Source organism: Longirhabdus pacifica, assembly GCF_004115085.1.
Lineage (GTDB): Bacteria > Bacillota > Bacilli > Paenibacillales > DSM-105158 > Longirhabdus > Longirhabdus pacifica.
Window position 1 is genome coordinate 12532 of the sequence record NZ_QXJP01000019.1, and the last position, 23121, is coordinate 35652.

A 23121-nucleotide genomic window follows, 5' to 3' on the forward strand; every position below is an offset into this window, starting at 1 on the left:
ATGCTGTGGTAATAAGTTGATTGAACAAGTTCATGCAACTTATCTATTATTGTTACACCATCGCACACTTCTCACTCGGCAAAGTTTGGTTGCTTTTCATCCTATTGCAGAGGTTTTGCTCCAATCTATTTCTTCCACATTCATTTGACGTAATAGTTCATTACTTTTTGAAAAAAGTTTACTCCCAAAAAAGCCACGATGTGCACTAAACGGACTAGGATGAGGTGAAGTAATCATAGGATGGCGCGTATGGGTAATTTGATGTTGCTTGGCCTCAGCATGTTTACCCCACAATATAAACACCACAGGCTGCTCTCTTTCATTTAGCAATCGAATGATATAATCGGTAAATAACTCCCACCCTATATTTTGATGTGAGTTAGGTGAAGCTTCACGAACGGTGAGCACCGTGTTTAATAGCAAGACGCCTTGCTCTGCCCACCCTTCTAGAGAGCCGTGTGTCGGTATTTCCCCACCTACATCTTGCGCCAATTCTTTGAAAATATTACGCAGGGAAGGCGGAATACGGACGTCATTTTTCACAGAAAAACTAAGTCCATGTGCTTGTCCTTTCCCATGGTAAGGGTCTTGGCCGATAATAACAACTTTCGTATCCACATAAGAAGTGAGTCGTAACGCCGTGAAAATTTCTGACTGTGCCGGATAAACAGTGTATTGCGCATATTGTTGTTGTAGCGTTTCGAATAATGCTCCAATGTACGGTTTATTTAATTCGGCTTGCAATAACTCGTCCCAATCGTTTCCGATGTGAAAGTTCATCGTTTTTCTCCTTCTCGTTTTCTTTTTGAGTTTTAAGTTTCTTAAAGCATTTTCTTCATCATATTAATATTCGTTTCGTGACACTGTCTTGTAAAGTCTGATGCATAAGCCATATTATTGCATAACTTGTGTAATGCCGCTTCATTATCTGTCTTCACATCGTGCTTTAAATCGTTAAGATACTTTGTAGAAAAAGCAATTCTTCGTTCCATTTCAACACGATCACTTGTCATCTTACCGTGTCCCGGTATCAAATAGGAAATAGGATGTTTTTGCAGTATTTTCTCCGCCAACAGCAATGTATTGAAATATGAAACTGCACTATCGTATATAAAAGGTACTTCAAAATCAGATAAATAATCTCCCGCTATCCATATTCCTTCACGTTCCAATACCGTAAACAATCCATCATTCGTATGCCCTGGGGCAAGATAAAATGTAAGGATCGTTTCACCAACTTGCAACTGCTGTCCGTTATGTTGCACAACGATGTCTATTTTAGGGAAGGAAACAGGATAGTTACGTTCTATATAATATTTAGCGTCAAATTGATGAATGCTGTCTACTGTCTCTTGCTTATAGGAACACTCAGCTAAGCTTTGACTTGCAATCGTTGTTGCATTTGGGAAAGCACCGCTTCCTATTACATGATCATAGTCACCATGAGTAAACAGTAAATATAAATCTCGACCACCACGTATCGTATCGACGTAACGTTTTATTTCATCTATTTCATGCGGCAAAAAATTCGGATCGGCAATCAAAATCAAGTCTTTCGTATGGACAATCGTCGTTGTAGTCTGATATAAAGCACTTTGGTATACCGTTAATATGTCATTTCTAAATTGCAGCATCTACGATCCTTCTTTCTAGGTTTACTAAGTATTACTATACGTTATATACGTTCATGCTTCATCTTAGTTGCTGCATATTTTCTCATTCATTACGCCATAACATACAGTGAATGCAAAAAAAATAACTCGCATTATACGAGTTATTACATTATCGCTCACGCTGCCATCTTCATTTCTATCACTTCTCCCGCTTTTTTACGGAAAACAACGGCAAAATACGCATACGTAAGCACCATCATCGACGCTGCGAACATACCTATGAATTGCATCGCACTCCAGAAATGTGCGGTGCTGCCGCTGGAGATTGCAGCTTTGAACATGTCTACGGAATACGTCATCGGTAACCAAGTGTTGAAAAATTGTAATGAACTAGGAATCAGTTCTAATGGGAAGGTGCCTGCGCTCGTTGTCAATTGTAAGATAAGCAGTACAATCGCAATAAAACGTCCTACATCTTGAAAAGCAGTGACTAAAAATTGAATTAGCACCATGTAAACGATACTCGTTGCAACCGTGCTAAAGATAAATTGTGAAACACTTTGTACTTCTAAACCTAACCCAAACAACATCACCACATCTACGATAAGTGCTTGTAAAACACCTACAATGAGAACGACACTCCATTTACTAACGAACCAGTGCAATGCATTTTTCGGTTGCACAGCCGGTCTCCGAATATCAAATATAATCGTCAATAACAACGCACCGACAAATAAACCTAGTGAAATAAAATACGGAGAAAAACCTGTACCGTAATTCGGCACTTCCGTAAACTTATCATCCACCACTTCTACTGGACTCGCCATCATCGCCATCATCGATTCCGTCGCTGTGCTTTCCTGCGTCTGATCTGCTGCTTCTGCTAATTGTACAGATAACGTCTCACTACCTGTCACTAATTCGGTTAACCCATTCGACAATTGCACACTGCCACTCGCTAATTGTGAAGTCCCCGTCGTCATCTCGTCCACGCCATTTTTCAAATCAGAAAGTCCTGACCGTAACGTTTGACTCCCTGCCAGCAGCTGTCCACCTGCGGCGTTTAGCTGCTCACTTGCACTACTTGCCTCAGTTAGCTTGAGCTGAAAAAGATCCATCCCTTCATTCAGTTGTTGCTGCACTAAAGTTAATTCCTGCATGCCAGCCGTTAGCTGTGCTTGTCCCACTGCTGCATTTTCTAAACCACCAGAAAGCTGCTGCGCAACCAACGCCAATTGTTGGATGTTTTCATTATTCGCTAACTGCTCATCTGTTAATAATTGTTCCAAGCCAGTTGCTAATTGTACTGCGATCTCCTGCATTTCTACCGTAGCTTTCTGCGTTTCTTCTAGTCCTGATCCAACTCCCTCTAAAGAAGCGGTAGATTGTTCCCAACCATTAGTCAAGGTAAGCGCACTATCTTCTAACTGTTGCAACCCAGATTGGAGACTTCCTGCACCGCTATGCCATTGCTCTAACCCCACTGTCAGATCCGAAGCACCATGCATCAATTGCTCTGTCCCATTGACAAGTGGTGCAGTTCCGCTTTCCATTTGCTGTAATGAAGCGGTCATAGTGAGGAGACCTTCTTCTACACTGACTGTCCCTTCATGTACTTTCGATGCACCGTCAGCCGCTTCCACTAATCCGTCTGATAATACATTGATATTGTCAAATACGGTTTCCACATAAGCTTCAGAAAGCTGGCTTGATAATGCATCTCTTATTTCACCTACTGCCGATGTCCCTATTTGTGCGGAAAGAAAATTATAGCTTTCATTCGGCATAAAAACGAGTTGAGCTTTCTCTGGCTGTTCGTCCGTAATGGATGCTGCCTGAGCAGAAAACTGTTCTGGAATGAGTACCGTCATATAGTATTCATTATCACTCATCCCATTCAATGCTTGTTCTTTACTGACAAAATTCCAAGCAAAGTCATCACTTTCTTTTAATTCTGCTATGAATTCCTCTCCAACGCTAATTTTCTCCCCATCAAGCGTTGCTCCAGCATCTTCGTTTACGATGGCAACCGGTAAAACATCCATACGTTCATATGGGTCCCAAAACGTCCACAAAAACATGAAACTATACAATAACGGAATAAACAAAATGGCGATCATCGGTATCAACACTTTTTTATTTTTACAAATAGATAACCACTCTTCCACTATGACATGATGATGCTTTTTTATGTTGCTATCTCTTTTTATATGGGTTTGTTGCTTCACTCTCTTTTCCCTCCACTATCTTGCTTTCTCTTTATTTTGATTTTTATATTTACATCATGTATATTTCTCACTCTAGTAATTAATGACTAATATGTTCATTCAGTCATTTTAAAATAAAAAAAACGGCTATTACATAGCCAAACCTTCTGCAAGGTATAATTGAAATAGTTCTGCTATCTTTTCGTTATCTAGTTCATCGCGTAAAGAGGACCATTCTGAAACGAATGAGATATACAGCCTAAAAATGATAAACGCTGTAATTTCTGGATCACAGTGCTTAATTTCTTTTCTTTCAATTGCTTTTTCCACTTGTATTTCAATGAACTTCCTAATTTCGCTTTCAAATTTCTTTAGTCCGTCCATAGCAGCAGGAGTTCCTATTTCTTTTACTTCGTGATAAAGTCTTACCATTAACTCGTGTTTACGGCGGAATTCCAAAGTTTTAAATAATACTTGATTTAGATTTTGAAAAAAAGTACGATTTTTATCAATAGAGCTTTTCGCTACATCTCTCATCTCCATAATCACGTTGTGCAATATCTCATTAAACAATTCCTCTTTATTTTGAAAAAAAGTATAAATCGTGCCTTTCCCTACTTTAGCTATTTTAGCTACTTGCTCCATGGTCGTTCCTTTATAGCCAAACAAAGAAAATGATTTAAATGCGGCTTGTACGATAAGTTGTTTTCGGTCTACTGTCATGTTGCACACCCCCTTTTATGACTATAAAACATTATTGGTCATCTGGTATCCTTATTATTACTGACAATTATACTTATTTCAAATGAAAATGCAATAAAAAATTAATATTTTCAGTAATTTCCACAGTTGATATCATGTGTTATGTATATCGTAACCTTTAGCCGTCCTTATGATAGGACAACGATCGGTGTCTTTCAAGCCAATCGTGTATATCCTGCATGACTTCTTCACGATTTGTTTCATTTAGCATTTCATGTCTTCCTTCTTCGTATAGCTTTATGTCTACGGACTGTATCTGTAAATTTTGATACATATGATAAAGCTTCTTCACTCCTGCACCATTTCGACCTACAGGATCTTGATCTCCAGCAAACAAGAAAATAGGTAAGTTTTTTGGTATTTTACTCACATTTTTCTGTCGATGTAGTTTGGTTAAAAAAGTAGTAAATTCTTTATAAAAATTCGTTGTAAATATAGCACCACAGTGTGGATCATCGATATATTTCTGCACTTCGTCAGCATCTCTGCTTAACCAGTCGAAAGGAGTTTTTGCAGACTTAAACTGCTTATTGAACCCGCCGAATGATAGCTTATCCATCAGAGGACTTTTCGCTTTCTCATCCCGCAAAGCATGTTCAATGGAAGCCACCATACGCCCTGCATGAAATGAAACAAATTTTCCGTTACTGCCAGATAAAATGACCCCCTGCAAATCATAACCGTAATCCGCCATATATTGCTGTGTTAAAAAGGAGCCCATACTGTGTCCGAGTAAAAAAATGGGGGTGTCAGGAAAGTCTTTTTTCGCTTGCTCATGAACTTGCCGCATATTTTTGACCATCCAGTCAAAGCCGTTACGCCCCACATAGCCCATTTCTTCTGTTGTTTTGGCCGTTTTCCCGTGGCCTCGATGATCATGTGCATAGACGATCACTTGATGTTCCGTTAGAAAGGAAGCTAATCGCTCATACCTTTTTGCTGTTTCCGCCATGCCGTGTGCGATCAATAAAATGATCTTACCCTCTTTCACTTCATCCGGAAGCCACTGGTATACATGAATATGAATATCTTGAGGATCAATAAGGAGTTTTTCCACCTCTTTCATCATGTCCACCTACCCTACAAGGTTATATTTGCTTTCTCATGACTATAATTATACACTGGTATACAAGTCAATGAAATACTATTCTTGCGTCATTGTACTGATTTTGGAATCGCATTCATTTTAGCTATATATTGCATGCACGGAGGTTTTATATGAAATTATCTGATAATTTATTGATAATGTCAAATCGCCAATGGGGTTTACATATGTTAACCATCATTTTGTTATCACTATTCTGTGTTTCTATGACTGTCTTTCGCATCATGAAGACAGATACATTTTTATATGCATTTATGGTGTGGAATGTATTTCTTGCTTGGATTCCCTTCGTCGTTGCCTCTATCGCTTCTTTCTTTTTTGCGAGGCGAGCAAAGGCTTCCTTATCTTTTTTTGTCCTGCTGTTATGCTGGTTATTCTTTTTCCCTAATGCGCCCTATATGGTAACAGATATCATTCATTTTTATTACACCAAAGGAGAAATTTCGTTATGGTTTGACCTGATCATGTTTTTCTCCTACAGTATACTGGGTATATTTTTAGGATTTTTATCTCTATCTTACATACAAACATTGTTAAAACGGTGGTATGGCAGCATCATAAGCTGGACATTTTTCTTGGTTGTGCATATATTATGTGGGATAGGCATTTATCTAGGACGAACATTACGGTGGAATAGCTGGGATATACTCACTAGTCCTCATCACATTGTTATCGATAGTGTACAAGCATTACAAAATACAGAAGCTTTACAATTCATCACGATGGTAACCGGCATGCTCCTATGTATACATTTAGTTTTGCACGCGTTAACGTTTCGTCATGATGTTGCGTAACCGTTTGTTTATATGATGAGAAAAGGTGGTGCAATATGAAAGTTAGACTATCTCCTTACACTGATGCATGGAAATTAATGTTTACGGAAGAAGAAGCATTACTTCAAACCATCTTCGGTAAAGCAATAATGAAGATCGAACATTTTGGCAGCACCGCCATTCCAGGTATGAAAGCAAAGCCTGTCATTGATATGATGTGTATGGTACATGATATTGCAATCATAGATACTTACAACGAACGTATGAAATCACTAGGATACGATGTAGCCGGTGAATGGGGGATTGAAGGAAGAAGATTATTTCGTAAGGGCGGGGAAAACAGAACACATCATATTCACTTTTATTCGTTTGATCATCCTGAAATTGAAAGACACTTAGTGTTCCGTGACTATCTCCTAGCACATCCACAACAAGCTTTACGTTATAGTCAGTTCAAAGAAAGTCTAGCTCAAAAATATGAATCAACTTCTGAATATAGTGTGGCTAAAAAACCTTTTGTTTCTGCTATGGAGAAAACAGCTTTAGTTTGGTATCAACAGGAGAAAAATTCAAAGCCTTGATACAAAAAAAGGCATAGAAAGAAGCTGAGCATTACCATTGCAACCCAAATGGCTGTGGTTTTAGGACCTCGTATGAGTTGATAAAGCAACCATCCAATGATAACCATAAAAACGATATTGCCTAGGATTGAGATGATTAGAAAAAATCCATACATAACGCTACTTCCCTTCTTGTTCTTCAGTGTATGAGTCAACCACAACATGGTTTTTTATTCATTTTATCATTGTTTATGCAATTTTTACTGCATCTTTCAATCAATTATGTTATAATGTTGATATTTTCTAATTGAGAAGAATGGAGAAGACGATGGATAATAAAATCTTGGCTAGTGCACAAATTGCATAGTATGTTTATCTGGACTGCTAGTTGTATGATTAGCGGGAGATATTCACGAGCTAAGATTATAGTCTTTACCAACTTCTTAAAACTTGCATAATAACCCTTCAACTTCATTTGATTTAAGTAACCTTTTACAGGTACTCCACCATATTGTCGTGCATTTCACATGATGGAATGCATACATGGTACAACGATGATTGATGAATAGGGGCTGTTATTAGACTATGTTCTAGTAGCAGCTCCTTTTTGCTGTTTTATGTCATGTCGCTATATTCTTATCTCATGTATCCCCCTTTACATACTAACGACACAGTTCATTTATTTCAAAAATATAAATGAAGGAGTTGGGTATACATTGACGATACTTTTAAGTGGACGAAACATACACAAACATTATGGAGATAAAAAAATATTAGATAACGTTTCCTTTGATATTAAAGTGAACGAGAAAATAGGTCTGGTTGGCCGTAATGGAACTGGAAAAACAACACTCATGAATCTCATCTATACAGGAGCTTTAGACAAAGGGCAGCTCATATGGCATGACCCCTCTATCACTATAGGCTATTTAAAACAAGTTTCAGCCTATATTGATGAAACAGAACAAGAGGAAACGATGTCTTCCAACAACAAGGATTATTTATTCACAGCAAGTCAGCTTGGCGTAGCGAAAGAAATCTACAAAGCAGAAGGCAACCAGACTACGTTAAGTGGTGGTGAACATACGAAGCTGCAATTAGCTTCCATATGGTCTGCACGACCAGCATTACTTCTGTTAGATGAACCAACCAATCACATGGACGCTCAAGGCATTCAGTGGTTAATTGAACAACTACAAGCCTATCAAGGAACTTACATCACGATATCTCACAACAGATATTTTCTAGACCAAGTAGTAGATCGCATCATTGAAATAGAGCAGCATCAACTGCATTCCTATACAGGAAATTACACAGATTATAGAAAACAAAAAGAGGAAACTATTCAGGCACAATGGAACGCCTACGATAAACAAGAAAAATATAACAAGAAAGTAGAAGAGGATATACAAAGAATAAGTAGATGGGCTAATCAAGGGCATCAAAATTCAGGAAAGAAAGCAATCGAGAATGGTGGGCTTTGTGGACTTAAAACATTTTATCGTAGTAAATCAAAAAAATTAGATCGACAGGCACAATCTAAACTTAAAAGGTTAGAACAAGCAAAAATAGAAGGCATTGCAAAACCACAAGCAGAACAGCACATTAAATTTCATTTTAATGACGGTGAGAAAAGAGGGAAACTTAGCTTAGAAGCAAAACGTATTAGTAAATCATACGGTAACCACATTCTATTTGAAAAAAGTTCTTTTACCATCCAGCGAGGGGGAAAAGTCGGACTGATCGGGGAAAATGGCAGTGGGAAAACGACGTTAATTCAATGCATATTACAGCAACAATCGTTAGATGAGGGCACCTTGCTGTTTCATCCTCATTTGCGCATGTCTTACTTGAGTCAAGATGTCATTCATATGAACGAACAAGACGATATGCTTTCCCTCTTCCATATTACTAACTCTCAAGAAGAGGCAACTGTTCGCTCCCAATTAGTTCATATGGGTTTTAAAAAAGATATGCTGCATCAATCCATCGGCTCTTTAAGTCTTGGAGAACGTATGAAATTAAAAATTGCTCAACTGTTATTTGAAGACCACGATTTGCTTATTCTAGATGAACCGACAAATCATCTTGATTTGAATACAAGGGAACAACTTGAACAGGCATTACAACATTATAAGGGAACCTTGTTGCTCGTCACACATGATCGATATATGCTAGAAAAAATATGTAACACTGTCCTTGTAATCGAGCATAAACACATTAAAAAGTTCCCTTATTCTTTTAAAGAATATGTGCAAAAATCAAAGCAAGAGCATAAGCAACCTCTTAAAAACGCGGAGCCGGCAACAAAAGAAAAACAAGAAGAAAGATTATTAAGAATACAACATCAATTAACAACAGTATTAAGCCAGTTGAGCCTGTGTTCACCACATGATCCTATGTATAAACAGTTAGATGAGGAATTTAAAGCATTATTAGCAGAAAAGCAACAATATAATCAATGAGAATGAATGACAGCTGTATAATCAATGGCATTAATGTTTTATAATGTAAATATTTAATGCCATTGAACTCTTTTTTATGAACCACTTATTCTTCTATATGATTAAATTGAATGTAAATGTAGAGACATCTGTATTAATACTTACACTTTCTTTTCCTTGAGCATGGTTTAATTTGTTTTCCTTTTTTATTGAAAAATATCTTTTCAGATACGGGTCTTTTTTTTCTATCATAACCTTGTGCAAATGCAACCCTTCTATTTCTATTAATAATAGGGTACTTAAATGTTCGGATGATAATTTTATTATTTTTAAAATTTATAACAGAATTTTGCAGATATTTACTTGGTTTGAGTACAATACGATTGTTAACCACTTTAATGTCTGCATTAGAAATGGAAGTAAAGAAGATACATATCCCTATTGCTCCTGCACAAAAACATGGACTATCACAGGGTGAAAAAATAATGACGCAAAATTCATTTAGACAGCTACTAGCATCTTGCTTCAATTTATATGTCTTTCGATGAACAGATGGATTTTTCCGAATCAAAACAATCATCTCCATTAGCCTATTTTTCTTGTTTTTCTCTATATTAGATGCCGTAGGAGATGGTTTTGCTTGTATGAAAACCTAGATAAGCTTTATGTATATTCGATTAAAATAAGTCATTTGTTCCCTCAGCAAAACTTACATCATCATGAACAATACAGTATGAATGGACAAATGAAAATTATAATGATGCGCAACATAAAAAAGACTGGCATAATGACAGCTCCAGTCTTTATCTCACATAGTGTATAAATGAAAAGTGTTACCAACGAAACAACTTAAAACTCTCCTAGCTTCTGAAGTAGAAGGGTTAACACCGTTGCAGCTTGTGCACGAGTCGCTTGCTCTTGTGGCATAAAACGTTGATTTGCATCCCCTTGCAGTATGCCTAGCTGACTTGCAGAAGCAATGCTTTGCAGCGCATAATCACTGATCATATCCGCATCACTGTACGTTACATCCTGATATCCTAATGCAAAAACTTCCCCACCACGATAGCCAAAAGCATTCATAGCCATCACTGCCATCTGCTCTCTCGTAATCCACTCATCTGGAGCAAATTGTCCTTCACTGTAGCCATTGATAATGCCTTCACGATAGGCTGCTTCAATTTGATTTGCTGCCCAGAAATCTTGATTTACATCTTGAAACGTACTGATGTTTTCGTTGGATTTCAACATTAGTGCTCTCGCAAGCATGGTTGTAAATTGCGCGCGCGTTACAGATGATTCAGGTTCAAACTGTCCGTTAGGCATGCCAGAAATGATGGTTCTAGCTGCCAATACTTCCACGCTATCTGCTGCCCAATGATCTTTCATATCATCAAACTTTTTATCTTTTTCCATCACAGCGAATGAAGAGAAGTGATCACTATAAAACGTCATGCTGTCACCAGTAATGACTCCACCGTAATATTCCCATTCCTTCGTTTCTTCATTGTAATAAAACGCGCTTGCCTTGCGATTGTCTTGTACTTCCTCATTCAACTCTATTTCTAACATCACTTTATCCGTAAATGAAGTGATTGCAGTATTTTTATTACCATCTATTACTTTTACATTATAACTAAATTGTTGAGAGAGCCATGTACTATACTGGTCTCCTTTAGGAGGTTCACTGCGTTGAACTTCAAAACAGATTTCTCCTTTTTCCATCGATAATGACTGTAAAATAGTGTTGGGTAACGTAATGGACCATCCATCACTATGCATCTTTAACGCTTTTCCCTGCTCTTGCACGTCACCAAATAAGCTAGCATCCATTTTTAGTTCCCAAGTCAATTGATTTTTACTTGCTTGATGAAGTTCAAGCGAAACGTATTCATCGTCTTTTGCGTTCTTTAATGCTTCTTTTAATTCTTTATTTGTAATGACAGTAACGTGATCATCTTTTTTGTTTTTATTACTCTTGTTATTTGGTTTATCTTCATTTCCACCGTTGCCACCGCCACCATTACCAGGATTGCTTGGGTTTCCTGGATCAGGGTCAGGATCTCCTGAATGCTCAACTACAGTAAATGACTTTACAGCTTTCTCTGTCATAGCTTGTAGTGTGACCGTATATTTTCCTAACACAACATCAGCAGCAAGTTTCATTATGTCTGTAATCTTCCCGTCTGTTCCTATTTCATTATCACTCCACTGACCTGTATATACTTCATAACCGTATTCATCTACAATCGTCAAGGTTGGATTTATGCCGTATGCAGCATCGTCACCATTTTTCACATAGGCTTCCAATTGCACCGTATCCCCTTGCTTATATTGTGCTTGTAGTGAACTTATTTGTACCTTAATATTTTGATTCATATCCTCATCGCTTGTTAAAGATAAGTCAAGAGCTTGATTATTTGCATACACTGGCATAGCAATGCTTAATAGTGCTAAAATCATTACGACATATAAGGCTTTCTTCATTCCACAAACTCCCTTCATATTTAACCGTATAGGGAGGAAGACACATGATCTCCCTCCCCATTGACTTGCTTTTTTTACTGTTTATTTACTGTTGAATGATAAAATTAGTAACATCATGTTTTTCTGCATATGGAGTCTGCGTTCCTTCTTCCCACACAAACACTTCTACGTTATAATCTCCTGGCTGTAGTTGATATAGCGGAATGTGTGATCCAAATTTCAATGTATTTCCTTCATAGATTTCATTTGCTGTTAAAAAGGACTTATGAACAGGTTGATTGTTCTGATCCGTTATTTGAATCGTCAGCTTTAAATTGGCTACTTGTGCTTGTGATATATTTTCTACAACAGCTTCTAATTTTGCCATGCCAACACCATCAAATGTCTCACTCTCTATATACTCTCCTCCGTCGGATTCAAACATCGTTACGGAATTGATATTAATAGATAGAGGAGAATTGTAGACATAGAATGACACGTATTCTTTGTCTAACAATTTGCCTGTATTATCTTTAAGCATCGCCGTTACCTTATATTCTCCACTCGGTGCATCAATCCATGGAGTGTAGATTGCTTCATAAGCATTGGTATCCGTCGCCATTGGTAACTGTTCCACCACACCATTGACATCCATCACTTCTACTTCCCAGTTACCAGTTTGGTTGGCACTAGCTTTGATTGTGGTGGGATTACTAATTTTTACGAACTTATCTGGATTAGCCGTAACAGACTCAATGATGTCTGGGTCATATCCTTCTACAAGGTGGAAATCTAATGCTGAAACATTACCTGCATTATCATATGCTTTTGCAATGATCACTGCACCTTTAGTAAGCCCTTCACTCATCGTGTATGATAACTCACTACCATATACAGTTGCCCTTTGGTTTGGTGTTTCTGGGTCACCATCTCTATCTATGATTAAGGAGTAATATGCAATGCCACTACCTAACTCGCCATCTTCGCCGTTAAAAATCAACTTATCTTCCCCACCGATGTACTCAATATTAGTGGATGGAGCGGTATTATCCAATAAGATTGGAACTTCTAACGTTTGTGCATCCTTACCTTCGTAATCAATCATCGCTTCTATTTGATACCAATAGTTACCGTCTGGAAGTACTTCTCCATCTTTTGTACCATTCCACGTTAAATCATTTAGAAAAAATGCAACTTGTCTTGTGTCGTAGTTTTTGTACACTTCATCTGCTCTACCTACATCACGAATGAGATTTCCATCCTCATCCAGTATGTTACCTTTTACATATTTGGCATTACGAACAAAAGATAAGTAAGGTGTAATGTCATCATATTCACCATCATTGTTCGGTGAAAATGCAATCGGTGTATACTCTTGATTTAGAGGGTGAACACCTAAATAATATAAACCATATATAGATTGTCCTACCATTCCACCTACACCATAAACAGCATAACTATCATCTTCGTACATCAGACTATCTAATATCGGAGCATCATTCCAGTCCCCTTTAAAACCTACATAAGGAACAGACAATGTCGGTACTCCATCTTCCCCATTCACATCTACCAATTGAACGAACCCTTCAAACCAGTAGCCATTCTCGAATATTTCAACAATATCTTCATCCACATCACGTAGATCAATTTCCACATCAAATGAGACGGAATCTCTTGCAGGAACGGTTACCGTCGTTCCATATACGCTATCGGTCACATCACCGTACATGGATATTTCCGCTCCAGGCAACGCAAGCGGTTCCATAAGGGAGTACATCACTCCAGCAAAAGCTGGTGCATCCGTTTGAACGTTACTGTATACCGCATACGTCACAGACTCATCGCTATAGTTAGTAGCCGTTAATTCGAAACTGGCCACATTGCCTCTTACTTCTTTTAACGCTACTTTCGCTTCTTCTGTTTCTTCTTCTACCACTACGACAGGAGTAGATAGTGCTTTATGAAGTTGCATAATACCTGAACCCTGTCTACGAGGAGAATAAGGTAAATCCTCTTCTGTATATACCACTTGTGCTGTATTCATCAACATATTTTTAGCCAAATAAACTCTATCTCTTCCTTCAGTTTTGAATTTGTCATCTATATACTCCATCACAAGCGCTGATCCCCCAGAAACGTGCGGAGCAGCCATGGAAGTACCGCTGTTGACACCATATTTTCCATTTTGTAATGTGGAATAGATCTGACCTCCTGGTGCTGTAATCTCTGGCTTAAAGTCTAAATTAGGTGTTAATCCCCAAGAGGTGAACGTCGACATCTCACCGCCAGCGTTATTAATTACTTCTAAACGCTCACCAGTAAATGTTACTTTCATTTCTCCGCCGTTCTCTATCACTTTTTCTTCAAGCATGTTTCCATCTGCTATACTTAGCGAAACCATTGGAATAATTGGATCATTTACAGCCATATTGACGTAATCACCGTGCCCTTCAAAACCACGCACGATAACACCAGCAGCTCCTGCTATTTCCGCCTGAACCTGTATTTGTGCATAAAAGAAGCTACCTGTTCTGACTACGAAAACGACCTTGCCTTCTACATCTTTTCCTACATATTTGTCAGCTTGTCCATCCTCAACGTAAACGACGTCCATTTCACTGTTAAAGACATCTAACGCGTCTGGTGCATCTGCTTTTTTATAAGCGATAGAATAGTCTGTACCACCAATATCAGCTATAAACTCTTCTAGCTGTATGTTCGTATTTTCTATCGATGCTACTTGAATTGTGTCATAAGAAATACCAGGACTACCTACTACACCGTAATCTGGATGATCTGCTCTAGGATAGAAACCACCTGTCATTGCTTGTGAGTTCCCAGCAGAGACAGAAACCATAACCCCATTATCTACTGCGCGTTTCACCGCTTGTTGCTCTGGATCATCTTCATTTACGAATTGTGCTGGAGCACCTAAACTCATATTGATAACATCTGCTTGTAGCTTGATCGCATCATCAATTGCTTTAATATATATATCTCCTGATGTTGTCGTTTCTTCCGTGTAATTACCGAATACTTTCATAGCTAATAACTGTGCTTCTGGTGCAACCCCTTTAATACCTACACTTGTATCTTCGGCATTAGCTGCTACCGACCCAGATACGTGCATACCATGCTCACTTGCTGCAGGGCCTAAATCTAAAATTTCTGTATTTTTATTATAGTAATTGTAACCATATGGCACTTTTTCAGTGAAATACTTTCCATGCATGTTGTATCCTTGTTCTTTTTGCAACTGTATCGTGTTGTTTACAATATTCTCTGTTAACGCAGGGTCAGTATCTTCACTTAATCTCATATCAGGGTGAGAAGGATCTAAACCGGAATCAATAACGGCAACGACCATGCCTTCCCCTTTATATCCATACTCACTCCAAGTCTTAGAAGCTTCAACCATCTCATTACTTGTTACCATTTCTATTTCTTCCGCTGGTCTTTCATATACATTCGCAATGTAAACGCTTTTAACATTTTCTAATGATTTCAACGTTTCCAACTCTGTATAAGTGACATCACCACTAAATCCATTGAAAACAGTTGTAAATTGGTGTTCTACTTCTAATGAAATAGAACGATCCTCTATAGTTCGTATCAACTCATTCTGATCACTTAGCAACGATTCTTCGATGTTTGCTCTCTGCTGTTCATTTGCTTCTTGATATAGTAATCCTTGAGTAGAGAACTGATCCATGACAGGCTTTTCTTCCAACTCTACAATAACGCGGACCTTATCATTATCTTCATACATGATTTCCTCAATTGTTTCATGAGAAAGCTCATTGAACAACCCCTCATATGCTGACAAATCTACCGTATTGCTGTCTGCAGCAAAACCTACGCTTGGTACCACAAGTAAAAACATAAGAACAAATAGTGCAATTTTTTTTGGTTTCATGAAATATAAAACTCCTTTCAGAATTGTTGCATATTAATCAAACCTCTAATGCAGCGGAAAAAGACTTCCACCTCCCGTTACCGTAAGCTGCATGCAAGTTGAGGTAGTGATTGGAACGTTAGAACTTCATTACGGCATAATAAAAGTAAACTATATAAGCTGAAAAAATAGTGAGATACAAGTTCACAAATCAGTAGCCACACGTAAAGGTTGATGTAGTGATTTCTCCCTCTTATGCTTAGTAGTAATAAGTGGGTTGAACAAGTTCATTCCACTTATATAGTACGATTCATACTACAGGACCTCGTTTTACATCGTTAGTCATTTTAATACATACATCATACTGTCTGAACAAATCTACGATTCTACTTCAACATGTTAACAATGGATTAACTATCATATGTTTTTAGTATATTTGTTATTATAATATGTGTAAATATACGTATTTTGATAGATTTTGTAATATATTAATCACATAAATATTCTTTTATTCGTCTTAAAACGACAATGTATCAAAAAACCAAGAAGGATGGAAAGAAATACTGCTTTATTCAACATTATATTCGGGTTTTTTGACATATATAATGTGGTGTATTGGGTAACATGTAACCATTGTTGTGTATTAAAAATGGTGTGTACTACGAAAGGGAAGAATAAGAAACAAGCAGAAAATAATGAAGTCGAAGGAAATAGTAGAAGAAACGCGAGCAGATAGAATAGATGGGTTGAGTCAAAACGAAAAATATCATCTACCCTGTTTAATAAGTAGAAGTAAAAATGTGATTTTATTAGGCCTAGTTTACAAAAAACATATATTAATATGTCTTCAAATTTCTATAAAATAGAACTGAAATAAGTTAAACTTAGTATACAAGCCCTTTCATTATGTACAGTAAAATATACTAATAAATTCAACTGGTGGTGGTTAATTCATGTTCAAAAAATATGTCGTATTTTTATTATCTTTACTCTTGATGGCAGCTTCTTTACTACCAACTTCTTTCAGTGAAGTAGAAGCAGCTTCGTACGATTGGAATATTTATTCTTCTTCTATAGAATTTAAAGCAACTGGGCAAGACTTTTACAACAAATCTTGCGGACAAGTAAATAATGCAACACAAGGGTACTTCCGCTTACCTACAACGTATGCTAACCAAACGATAGAAAGCTATAGTGTAGGTGCTGGGAAATATGTCGAATTGAATTTTGGAGGCTGCTCCACATATGGGATGACGCATATTTTGTCTAGACATGTTCCTGAGTACTTTATTGGAAATGTAACCAGAATTCAATCATTCTTTAACCCTGGATATTCTATTGGTTATTATGAAAATTTAGTAGAGCAAATTGTGTATGAAAACGCTTATCAAATATTACAATATGGATTTACTAGTTCTGGTACTGCTGTATATGGAAACGCATATGGCAATCCAGCTTATCCAGTTAAATTAATCATTAAAGGTGGAAAAGTAATCACGATGTATTCTTCTGGATGGGGGATTGGTGAAGATTTAAGATAGCAAATAGCAATACAACATAGAAAGGGCTTGTAAAAAACGTTCAAAACTTGTACTTTACATTGTAGATGGTGTGATACATATGATCATTCATAACGTCTTATAACATAAATTCTAAATAACAAAAACATTTATGAAGTCAGGTGTGTGTGGATATGATTACTGCAAAAAGTTACTTCTTGAAAGCGAACATGAAATTACCTCCAGTAGAACAGTTAGAAGCTAACGTTAACCAATTCTTTATTTCTGCTGAAGATAAAAAGGAAATACAGAAGCAATTATCACTTTTCGATCCTATCTATCCTGGTGCAATTGAACTTTATGATGGTGACCAGCTGTTGATAGGGGTAAAATACCACGATAGTGTAGATGGGCTTTGGTTAGGCATTATAACTATGTTGCATCAGGTCATGGAGCTCGGTGAAGGAAGTGTACATTTTATTTATCAACCCATATCATTGCACATGAAAGAAGGGCAACAACATAACATCTTTTTATCTCTTTTAGAACAAAGTGTTGTAAAGGAAGAATGGACGATGGCTAAACATGACATCTTTCAAGCCCTTATTACAGGTGCAGAGCAATTTTTCAACACGCTGTTTGATTTGAATTTTACATTCATACAAGCGGAGAAAGAGCAAGTAAAACAGAATATACGCACCTTATCTCAGCTTCTGAAAAATATGTAAAGAGGTATTCCTTCGTTTTTTCTTTATAACTTACCATATCAAATTCTTGATTACATTTAGATTTTCAACAATTTTCTTTTGTTTTCTTCAAAATTTTTTTCAAAAAATTCTATCTAATATTTTGTTTTGTTTGTTGAACAGAACTAGAACTTTAATTAAATGGAGAACATCATAAAAAAGGTGGAATGATCCATGGATCAGCCCACCTTTTTTATCTCTCCCTCGCTTCCAACAAAGCACAGGAATCTGTACTTTCTTGGAGGCGAGGGGAGTCGAACCCCTGTCCGAAGATATCGCCACATCAGCTTCTACGGGTGTAGTAGCCTGTCATATTTTCGCCTAAATTGCCACCAGGTTACACGCTACAACTTAAGCTAGTCTGATTGTCTTCTTCCGTTAGCCTCAGACGGAGACTAAACGGCGTATCCCACTAAAGTTAGCCCCTATCCTAGCACATGGGAGATGCGAGGTAGAAGCACGCTCGCAGTTTCTTAGGCTGCTAAAGCGTAGTTTGTTTGTTGTTTGCCAGTTATTATTGGCTTTAGCGTTTTAGAGTGGACGCGTCCCCACTACCCGCTACTCATGCTCGAATTATCCCCGTCGAATCCATAAACGCCCCCATATATCGCCTATAAATAAGCGTCAAATGTGTTACAAACCTATGCTGTAATTATCACTGTAAAGATAGTGTATCCCGACAGCAAAATTATTATAACACATTCGTTTCTATTTTCCTAACTTATTTGTTTGGCAAGTTTGGTACAAGGATACATTTCCGATTTACTGAACATGCTATGCATCAAAAAACTGCATATGCGGCATGGCTTGCTTATAGTAATCCAGTCGATCTTGCAATGTGCCTGTATGAAACTCAAACTTATGTCCATCTGGATCTGTGAAGTAAATGGATTGTTTATCACGTTCATCTCTTTCTCTTCCTGCGAGCACGTTAACGTCATGATTCAACAATGTTTGTCTTATGTTATCCATTTCACTTTCTTGTACTGTAAAGGCAATATGTGTGTATGAATTAGCAATTTCGTTGCGTGGAATATCCTTCTCTTCATTTAAGGCCAGCCACATTCCATTCAAGTTAAAGTAAGCTAATGTTCTCCCTTTAACAAGAAGCTTCGCCCCAAACACAGCCTGATAAAATGCAATGGAACGGTCAAGATTAGAAACGGAAAACAACAGATGGTTGATTCCATTGATGTCCATCCATTTCACCTCACCTAGCTACTTTTTGATTTTCTTTTAAAGCACGCTGTATCGTTCGTTGTGCATCACGTTTTGCTGCTGTTTGTCTTTTATCGTATTGCTTTTTCCCTTTTCCTAATCCGAGAAGTAATTTTGCATAGCCGTTGCGCACGTATATTTTAAGTGGCACAAGCGTGTAACCTTCTTGCTTCGTCAACCCAATTAACTTTGCAATTTCCTTATGTTTGAGCAATAATTTTCTAGCTCTTGTCGGGTCCGTTGGATTATATCGATTCCCATTTTCAAATGGGCTAATGTGCATATTATGAATAAACACTTCTCCATTACGAATCGTTGCGAAACTTTCTGCAATGTTGGCTTTGCCATTTCGCAGTGATTTAATTTCTGTACCCGTTAGTACCATACCAGCTTCATACGTTTCTTCTATAAAATAATCATGAGAAGCTTTACGATTTTGTACTAACACATTATCATCTTTTTTCTTCCCCATGATAACTCTCCCCCTGCATCATATCATTACTTCTCTTCATCATAAGTATCTCAAAGTGTATCAATGTGAACATGAAAAATCAAGGTTAACCCTTGTTTCTATTCTTATTCGTTCTTCTTTTCTCCCCGTATTTTCCACTCTTGTTGCTTTTGTTCGCTCTTTTACCAACGACACTAACTTTATCATTTCGCTTGCGTTGATTTAGCAATTCAAAATCCACCGTGTGATCATCTAAGTTAACGCCTGTCACACGGACTTTGACTTCATCCCCAATACGATATATATTAGATGTTCGCTCACCAATTAAAGCTAAATTGCGCTCGTCAAAGTGATAGTAATCATCGATTAAATGACTAAGGCGAATTAATCCTTCCACTGTATTGTCTAATTCGACAAACATACCAAAGTTGGTCACACTACTAATCATGCCATCGTATTCTTCACCAATTTTATCTAACATATATTCCGCTTTTTTCAGCGCTTCTGTATCTCTTTCCGCGTCTACAGCAATTCGTTCTCGCTCCGAAGATTGTTGAGCGATATCACTCATCTTAGATTGTAAATGTTCTTGTCTACCTGATTCTAAAATCCCTTGCATAATGACTTCTCTTATCGTTCGATGAATGATTAGATCAGGATATCTTCTAATTGGCGATGTGAAATGGGAATAAAATTCAGCAGAAAGACCAAAATGACCTTGGCTCTGTGCATCATATTTCGCTTGTTTCATCGATCTCAGCATCATCGTACTAATGACGGTTTCTTCTTTACTCCCCTTAATTTCCTCTAACAGACTTTGTAGTGCACGAGGATGAACTTTATTGGATTTCCCTCGCACAACATAGCCGAAATTCGTAATGAATTCCATAAAGTGAAACATCTTTTCTTGATCGGGTTCTTCGTGTGTACGATATAAGAAAGGCACTTTCAACCAATAAAAATGCTCGGCCACCGTTTCGTTGGCAATCAACATAAATTCTTCGATAATTTGCTCTGCAATCGATCGCTCTCTTTTCTTTATTTCTATCGGTTTTCCATCATCGTCTACAATGACTTTCGCTTCCTGAAAGTCGAAATCGACTGCTCCTCTTTGTAATCTTCCTTTTCTTAAACGCATAGCGATCTTTTCCATTAATTTAAACTGGTCGACAAGATCAGCATAACGCTCCAAGAGTGCTTCATCTTCACCTGCTAAAATTTTTCTTACATTAGTATAGGTCATTCTTTCTTTCGTGCAAATGACGCTTGGAAAAATGTCATGTGACACTACTTTTCCTTTATCGTCAATTTCCATTTCGCAAGACATCGTTAGTCGGTCTACTTGTGGGTTTAAGCTGCATATGCCGTTAGATAAGCGATGCGGCAACATCGGAATCACGCGATCAACTAAGTACACGCTACATCCTCTAGCATAAGCTTCTTGATCTAGACTAGAACCTTCTTTGACATAGTATCCTACATCCGCTATATGTACACCGAGTCTAACATTCCCATTTTCAAGTTGTTCTAACGATACGGCATCATCGAGATCTTTGGCATCTTCTCCGTCAATCGTCACTGTTACTTTCCCGCGCAAGTCTCTTCTACCTACTAAATCTTCTTCTGAGATGGATTCAGATATAGCTGTAGCTTCATCTAATACTTCCTTAGGAAATTGTTCTGGCAGTTGATATTTACGAATGATAGACAAAATATCTACACCTGGGTCATTTTTATGTCCGAGTATTTCAATAATTTTGCCTTCGGCAGATGATCTACCCTCTGCATACTTTACGATCTCTACAACGACTTTTTGACCGTCTACAGCGCCAGCAAAACTATCCTTAGATATAAAAATATCTTTCACGATGCGCTTGTCATCTGGAATAACAAAAGCATAACTTTTGAAACCTTCAAACAAACCGACAATTTTCGTATGTGCACGTTTTACAATACGTACGACTTCTCCTTCATACCTGCCTCCACCTACTGGTTTCGTGGTAATACGTACGAGGGCAATATCTCCATTCATAGCGCTTTTCAAATCATTAGCGTGAATATAAATGTCGGATAACGATTCATCATCTGGTAGTAGAAATGCGAATCCTTTGGCGTGTACTTGCAATTTGCCTCGTATAAGATCCATACGCTCTGGGATGCCATATCGATTGGAACGCGTTCTAATAATTTGTCCATTCTCTTCTAGTTGGTTCAGTGTTTTGAGTAGTTCCTTAAACTCTGCAGCACTTTCTATCTGCAGCGCTTCTTCTAATTCTTGATACGTCAGCGGTTTGTACGCTTCTTCTTGCATGAATTCTAATAATTGCTTTTCTGTTATCAATATAACAACCTTCTTTCTATCTCTTTCGTTATTCAACTGTATTATTTACTTATAGCACCTACAATATAAGCAATTTACTTCATCTATTCGATTTGTTAGCATGCAAAGGAGTTAACTTCATGTATGTAAATGTGAAAATACAAAAAAACAGCAAGGATCATTCCCCTGCTGTTTATCTTTTATTTGAATTAATAGTAAAGCACATAGGATACAACGATGGACAAAATAAAGAATAAAGAACCTAAGATAACGGTTGCCCAAACTAAGTACCTTTCAAATCCTCTTGCTTTCTTTTGACCGAAAAGATGCTCCGCTCCACCAGAAATCGCTCCTGAAAGTCCAGCACTTTTTCCAGCTTGTAGTAAAACAACGAGTATTAATCCTAAACTACATACAACTAACACAATTTTTAAAAATAGATCCATTTCCAATGCACCTCCTAAGCGAGCACACAATCGCTTATGTAGTGTAATATATGATAAGAGATTGTATTTCTTATTAATGTAAAATTGTTGTGATTATGTGTTTATTATAAAACAGCAATATGATCTTATCATATTTACAGAGGAAAAACAAGATATTCTCCATTAAGAGTGTATTTATTACCACCCCAAAAAAATAAGCTTACCAAAAAGCCTCATAAGAAGTCAGTCATATTTCTTCTCAATTGTTCACAACTCATATGACTCATCCTGCTAACTACAAAAAAATAGGTATCATCCATATCTATTTCAACTTTGAATAAAAATAATTTTCAACCATAACAAAAATATTTTTTTATTATATTTTTAATAAAAATAGCTATGAAAGCAAAATAAAATGTTACGTTTTTTCCTTTGCTGGTTTAAATATGAATGGTTTTTCAAGTACATCACATCATATTTTAAATAAATAATTATCCAATGTATCTTTTCCTATAATGTGACCTAGATCACATTACCATATTTTCTCTTTAGATAATATAGTATTTATTAAATTTCCAAAATTTATATTTGCTAACTTTATTCCAAAAAATTAAAACATATGCAATACAAATAAATT

At 37.2% G+C, this 23121-nt stretch carries 17 protein-coding genes and 1 other RNA gene; 5 read left to right on the forward strand and 13 right to left on the reverse strand.

The window, feature by feature from the left end:
• Positions 1 to 96 precede the first annotated feature (96 nt).
• The 5 genes from D1Z92_RS12860 to D1Z92_RS12880 form a co-directional block, all read right to left on the reverse strand.
• Entirely contained in the window at positions 97 to 780 is a 684-nt protein-coding gene (locus D1Z92_RS12860) for a uracil-DNA glycosylase (RefSeq protein ID WP_128896087.1), read from the reverse strand.
• 41 nt (positions 781 to 821) lie between these two features.
• Positions 822 to 1634 (reverse strand): MBL fold metallo-hydrolase, encoded by an 813-nt coding sequence (locus tag D1Z92_RS12865; protein WP_128896088.1) that lies wholly within the window; start codon positions 1632 to 1634, stop codon positions 822 to 824.
• A 155-nt stretch (positions 1635 to 1789) separates the two neighbouring features.
• Positions 1790 to 3841, reverse strand: coding sequence for a YhgE/Pip family protein (locus D1Z92_RS12870; RefSeq protein WP_128896089.1), 2052 nt, complete (start codon positions 3839 to 3841; stop codon positions 1790 to 1792).
• A 129-nt stretch (positions 3842 to 3970) separates the two neighbouring features.
• Positions 3971 to 4543 carry a TetR/AcrR family transcriptional regulator gene (locus D1Z92_RS12875; RefSeq protein ID WP_128896090.1) on the reverse strand — a complete coding sequence of 191 codons (573 nt, stop codon included), beginning with the start codon at positions 4541 to 4543 and terminating at the stop codon, positions 3971 to 3973.
• Between the two features lie 157 nt (positions 4544 to 4700).
• Positions 4701 to 5651: an alpha/beta fold hydrolase gene (locus D1Z92_RS12880; protein ID WP_240666725.1), complete on the reverse strand. Its 951-nt coding sequence runs from the start codon at positions 5649 to 5651 to the stop codon at positions 4701 to 4703.
• Positions 5652 to 5854: 203 nt separating this feature from the next.
• Between D1Z92_RS12880 and D1Z92_RS12885 the strand changes: the two genes are divergently transcribed.
• The 3 genes from D1Z92_RS12885 (at position 5855) to abc-f (ending at position 9485) form a co-directional block, all read left to right on the forward strand.
• Positions 5855 to 6481, forward strand: coding sequence for a DUF1361 domain-containing protein (locus D1Z92_RS12885; protein WP_164931616.1), 627 nt, complete (start codon positions 5855 to 5857; stop codon positions 6479 to 6481).
• A 35-nt stretch (positions 6482 to 6516) separates the two neighbouring features.
• The gene (locus D1Z92_RS12890; protein ID WP_128896092.1) at positions 6517 to 7041 is read left to right on the forward strand and encodes a GrpB family protein; all 525 of its coding nucleotides are present in this window, start codon (positions 6517 to 6519) and stop codon (positions 7039 to 7041) included.
• A 695-nt stretch (positions 7042 to 7736) separates the two neighbouring features.
• Entirely contained in the window at positions 7737 to 9485 is a 1749-nt protein-coding gene (gene abc-f / locus D1Z92_RS12895) for a ribosomal protection-like ABC-F family protein (RefSeq protein WP_164931617.1), read from the forward strand.
• 133 nt (positions 9486 to 9618) lie between these two features.
• Here the strand turns inward: abc-f and D1Z92_RS12900 are convergent, their stop codons facing one another.
• The 3 genes from D1Z92_RS12900 to D1Z92_RS12910 form a co-directional block, all read right to left on the reverse strand.
• The gene (locus D1Z92_RS12900; RefSeq protein ID WP_128896094.1) at positions 9619 to 10035 is read right to left on the reverse strand and encodes a hypothetical protein; all 417 of its coding nucleotides are present in this window, start codon (positions 10033 to 10035) and stop codon (positions 9619 to 9621) included.
• A gap of 278 nt (positions 10036 to 10313) precedes the next feature.
• Positions 10314 to 11951, reverse strand: a complete 1638-nt coding sequence (locus tag D1Z92_RS12905) for an S-layer homology domain-containing protein (protein WP_164931618.1) — start codon at positions 11949 to 11951, stop codon at positions 10314 to 10316.
• An 85-nt stretch (positions 11952 to 12036) separates the two neighbouring features.
• Positions 12037 to 15846 carry a S8 family serine peptidase gene (locus D1Z92_RS12910; RefSeq protein ID WP_128896096.1) on the reverse strand — a complete coding sequence of 1270 codons (3810 nt, stop codon included), beginning with the start codon at positions 15844 to 15846 and terminating at the stop codon, positions 12037 to 12039.
• 932 nt (positions 15847 to 16778) lie between these two features.
• On the opposite strand from D1Z92_RS12910, the gene D1Z92_RS12915 reads away from it, so the two are divergent.
• Both D1Z92_RS12915 and D1Z92_RS12920 read left to right on the forward strand, forming a co-directional pair.
• Entirely contained in the window at positions 16779 to 17366 is a 588-nt protein-coding gene (locus tag D1Z92_RS12915; RefSeq protein WP_128896097.1) for a hypothetical protein, read from the forward strand.
• A gap of 152 nt (positions 17367 to 17518) precedes the next feature.
• Positions 17519 to 18052 carry a hypothetical protein gene (locus tag D1Z92_RS12920; protein WP_128896098.1) on the forward strand — a complete coding sequence of 178 codons (534 nt, stop codon included), beginning with the start codon at positions 17519 to 17521 and terminating at the stop codon, positions 18050 to 18052.
• A gap of 256 nt (positions 18053 to 18308) precedes the next feature.
• Here D1Z92_RS12920 and ssrA read toward each other — a convergent pair.
• The 5 genes from ssrA to secG all read right to left on the reverse strand — a co-directional run bounded on the left by ssrA (position 18309) and on the right by secG (position 22505).
• Positions 18309 to 18672, reverse strand: a transfer-messenger RNA (tmRNA) gene (gene ssrA, locus D1Z92_RS12925).
• A gap of 172 nt (positions 18673 to 18844) precedes the next feature.
• Positions 18845 to 19270, reverse strand: coding sequence for a metallothiol transferase FosB (gene fosB / locus D1Z92_RS12930; RefSeq protein ID WP_128896099.1), 426 nt, complete (start codon positions 19268 to 19270; stop codon positions 18845 to 18847).
• 10 nt (positions 19271 to 19280) lie between these two features.
• A complete protein-coding gene (smpB, locus tag D1Z92_RS12935; RefSeq protein ID WP_128896100.1) occupies positions 19281 to 19760 on the reverse strand; it encodes an SsrA-binding protein SmpB in 480 nt (159 codons plus the stop codon).
• An 85-nt stretch (positions 19761 to 19845) separates the two neighbouring features.
• Positions 19846 to 22080 (reverse strand): ribonuclease R, encoded by a 2235-nt coding sequence (gene rnr / locus D1Z92_RS12940; protein ID WP_128896101.1) that lies wholly within the window; start codon positions 22078 to 22080, stop codon positions 19846 to 19848.
• 188 nt (positions 22081 to 22268) lie between these two features.
• Positions 22269 to 22505 carry a preprotein translocase subunit SecG gene (secG, locus tag D1Z92_RS12945; protein ID WP_128896102.1) on the reverse strand — a complete coding sequence of 79 codons (237 nt, stop codon included), beginning with the start codon at positions 22503 to 22505 and terminating at the stop codon, positions 22269 to 22271.
• Positions 22506 to 23121: the final 616 nt, after the last annotated feature.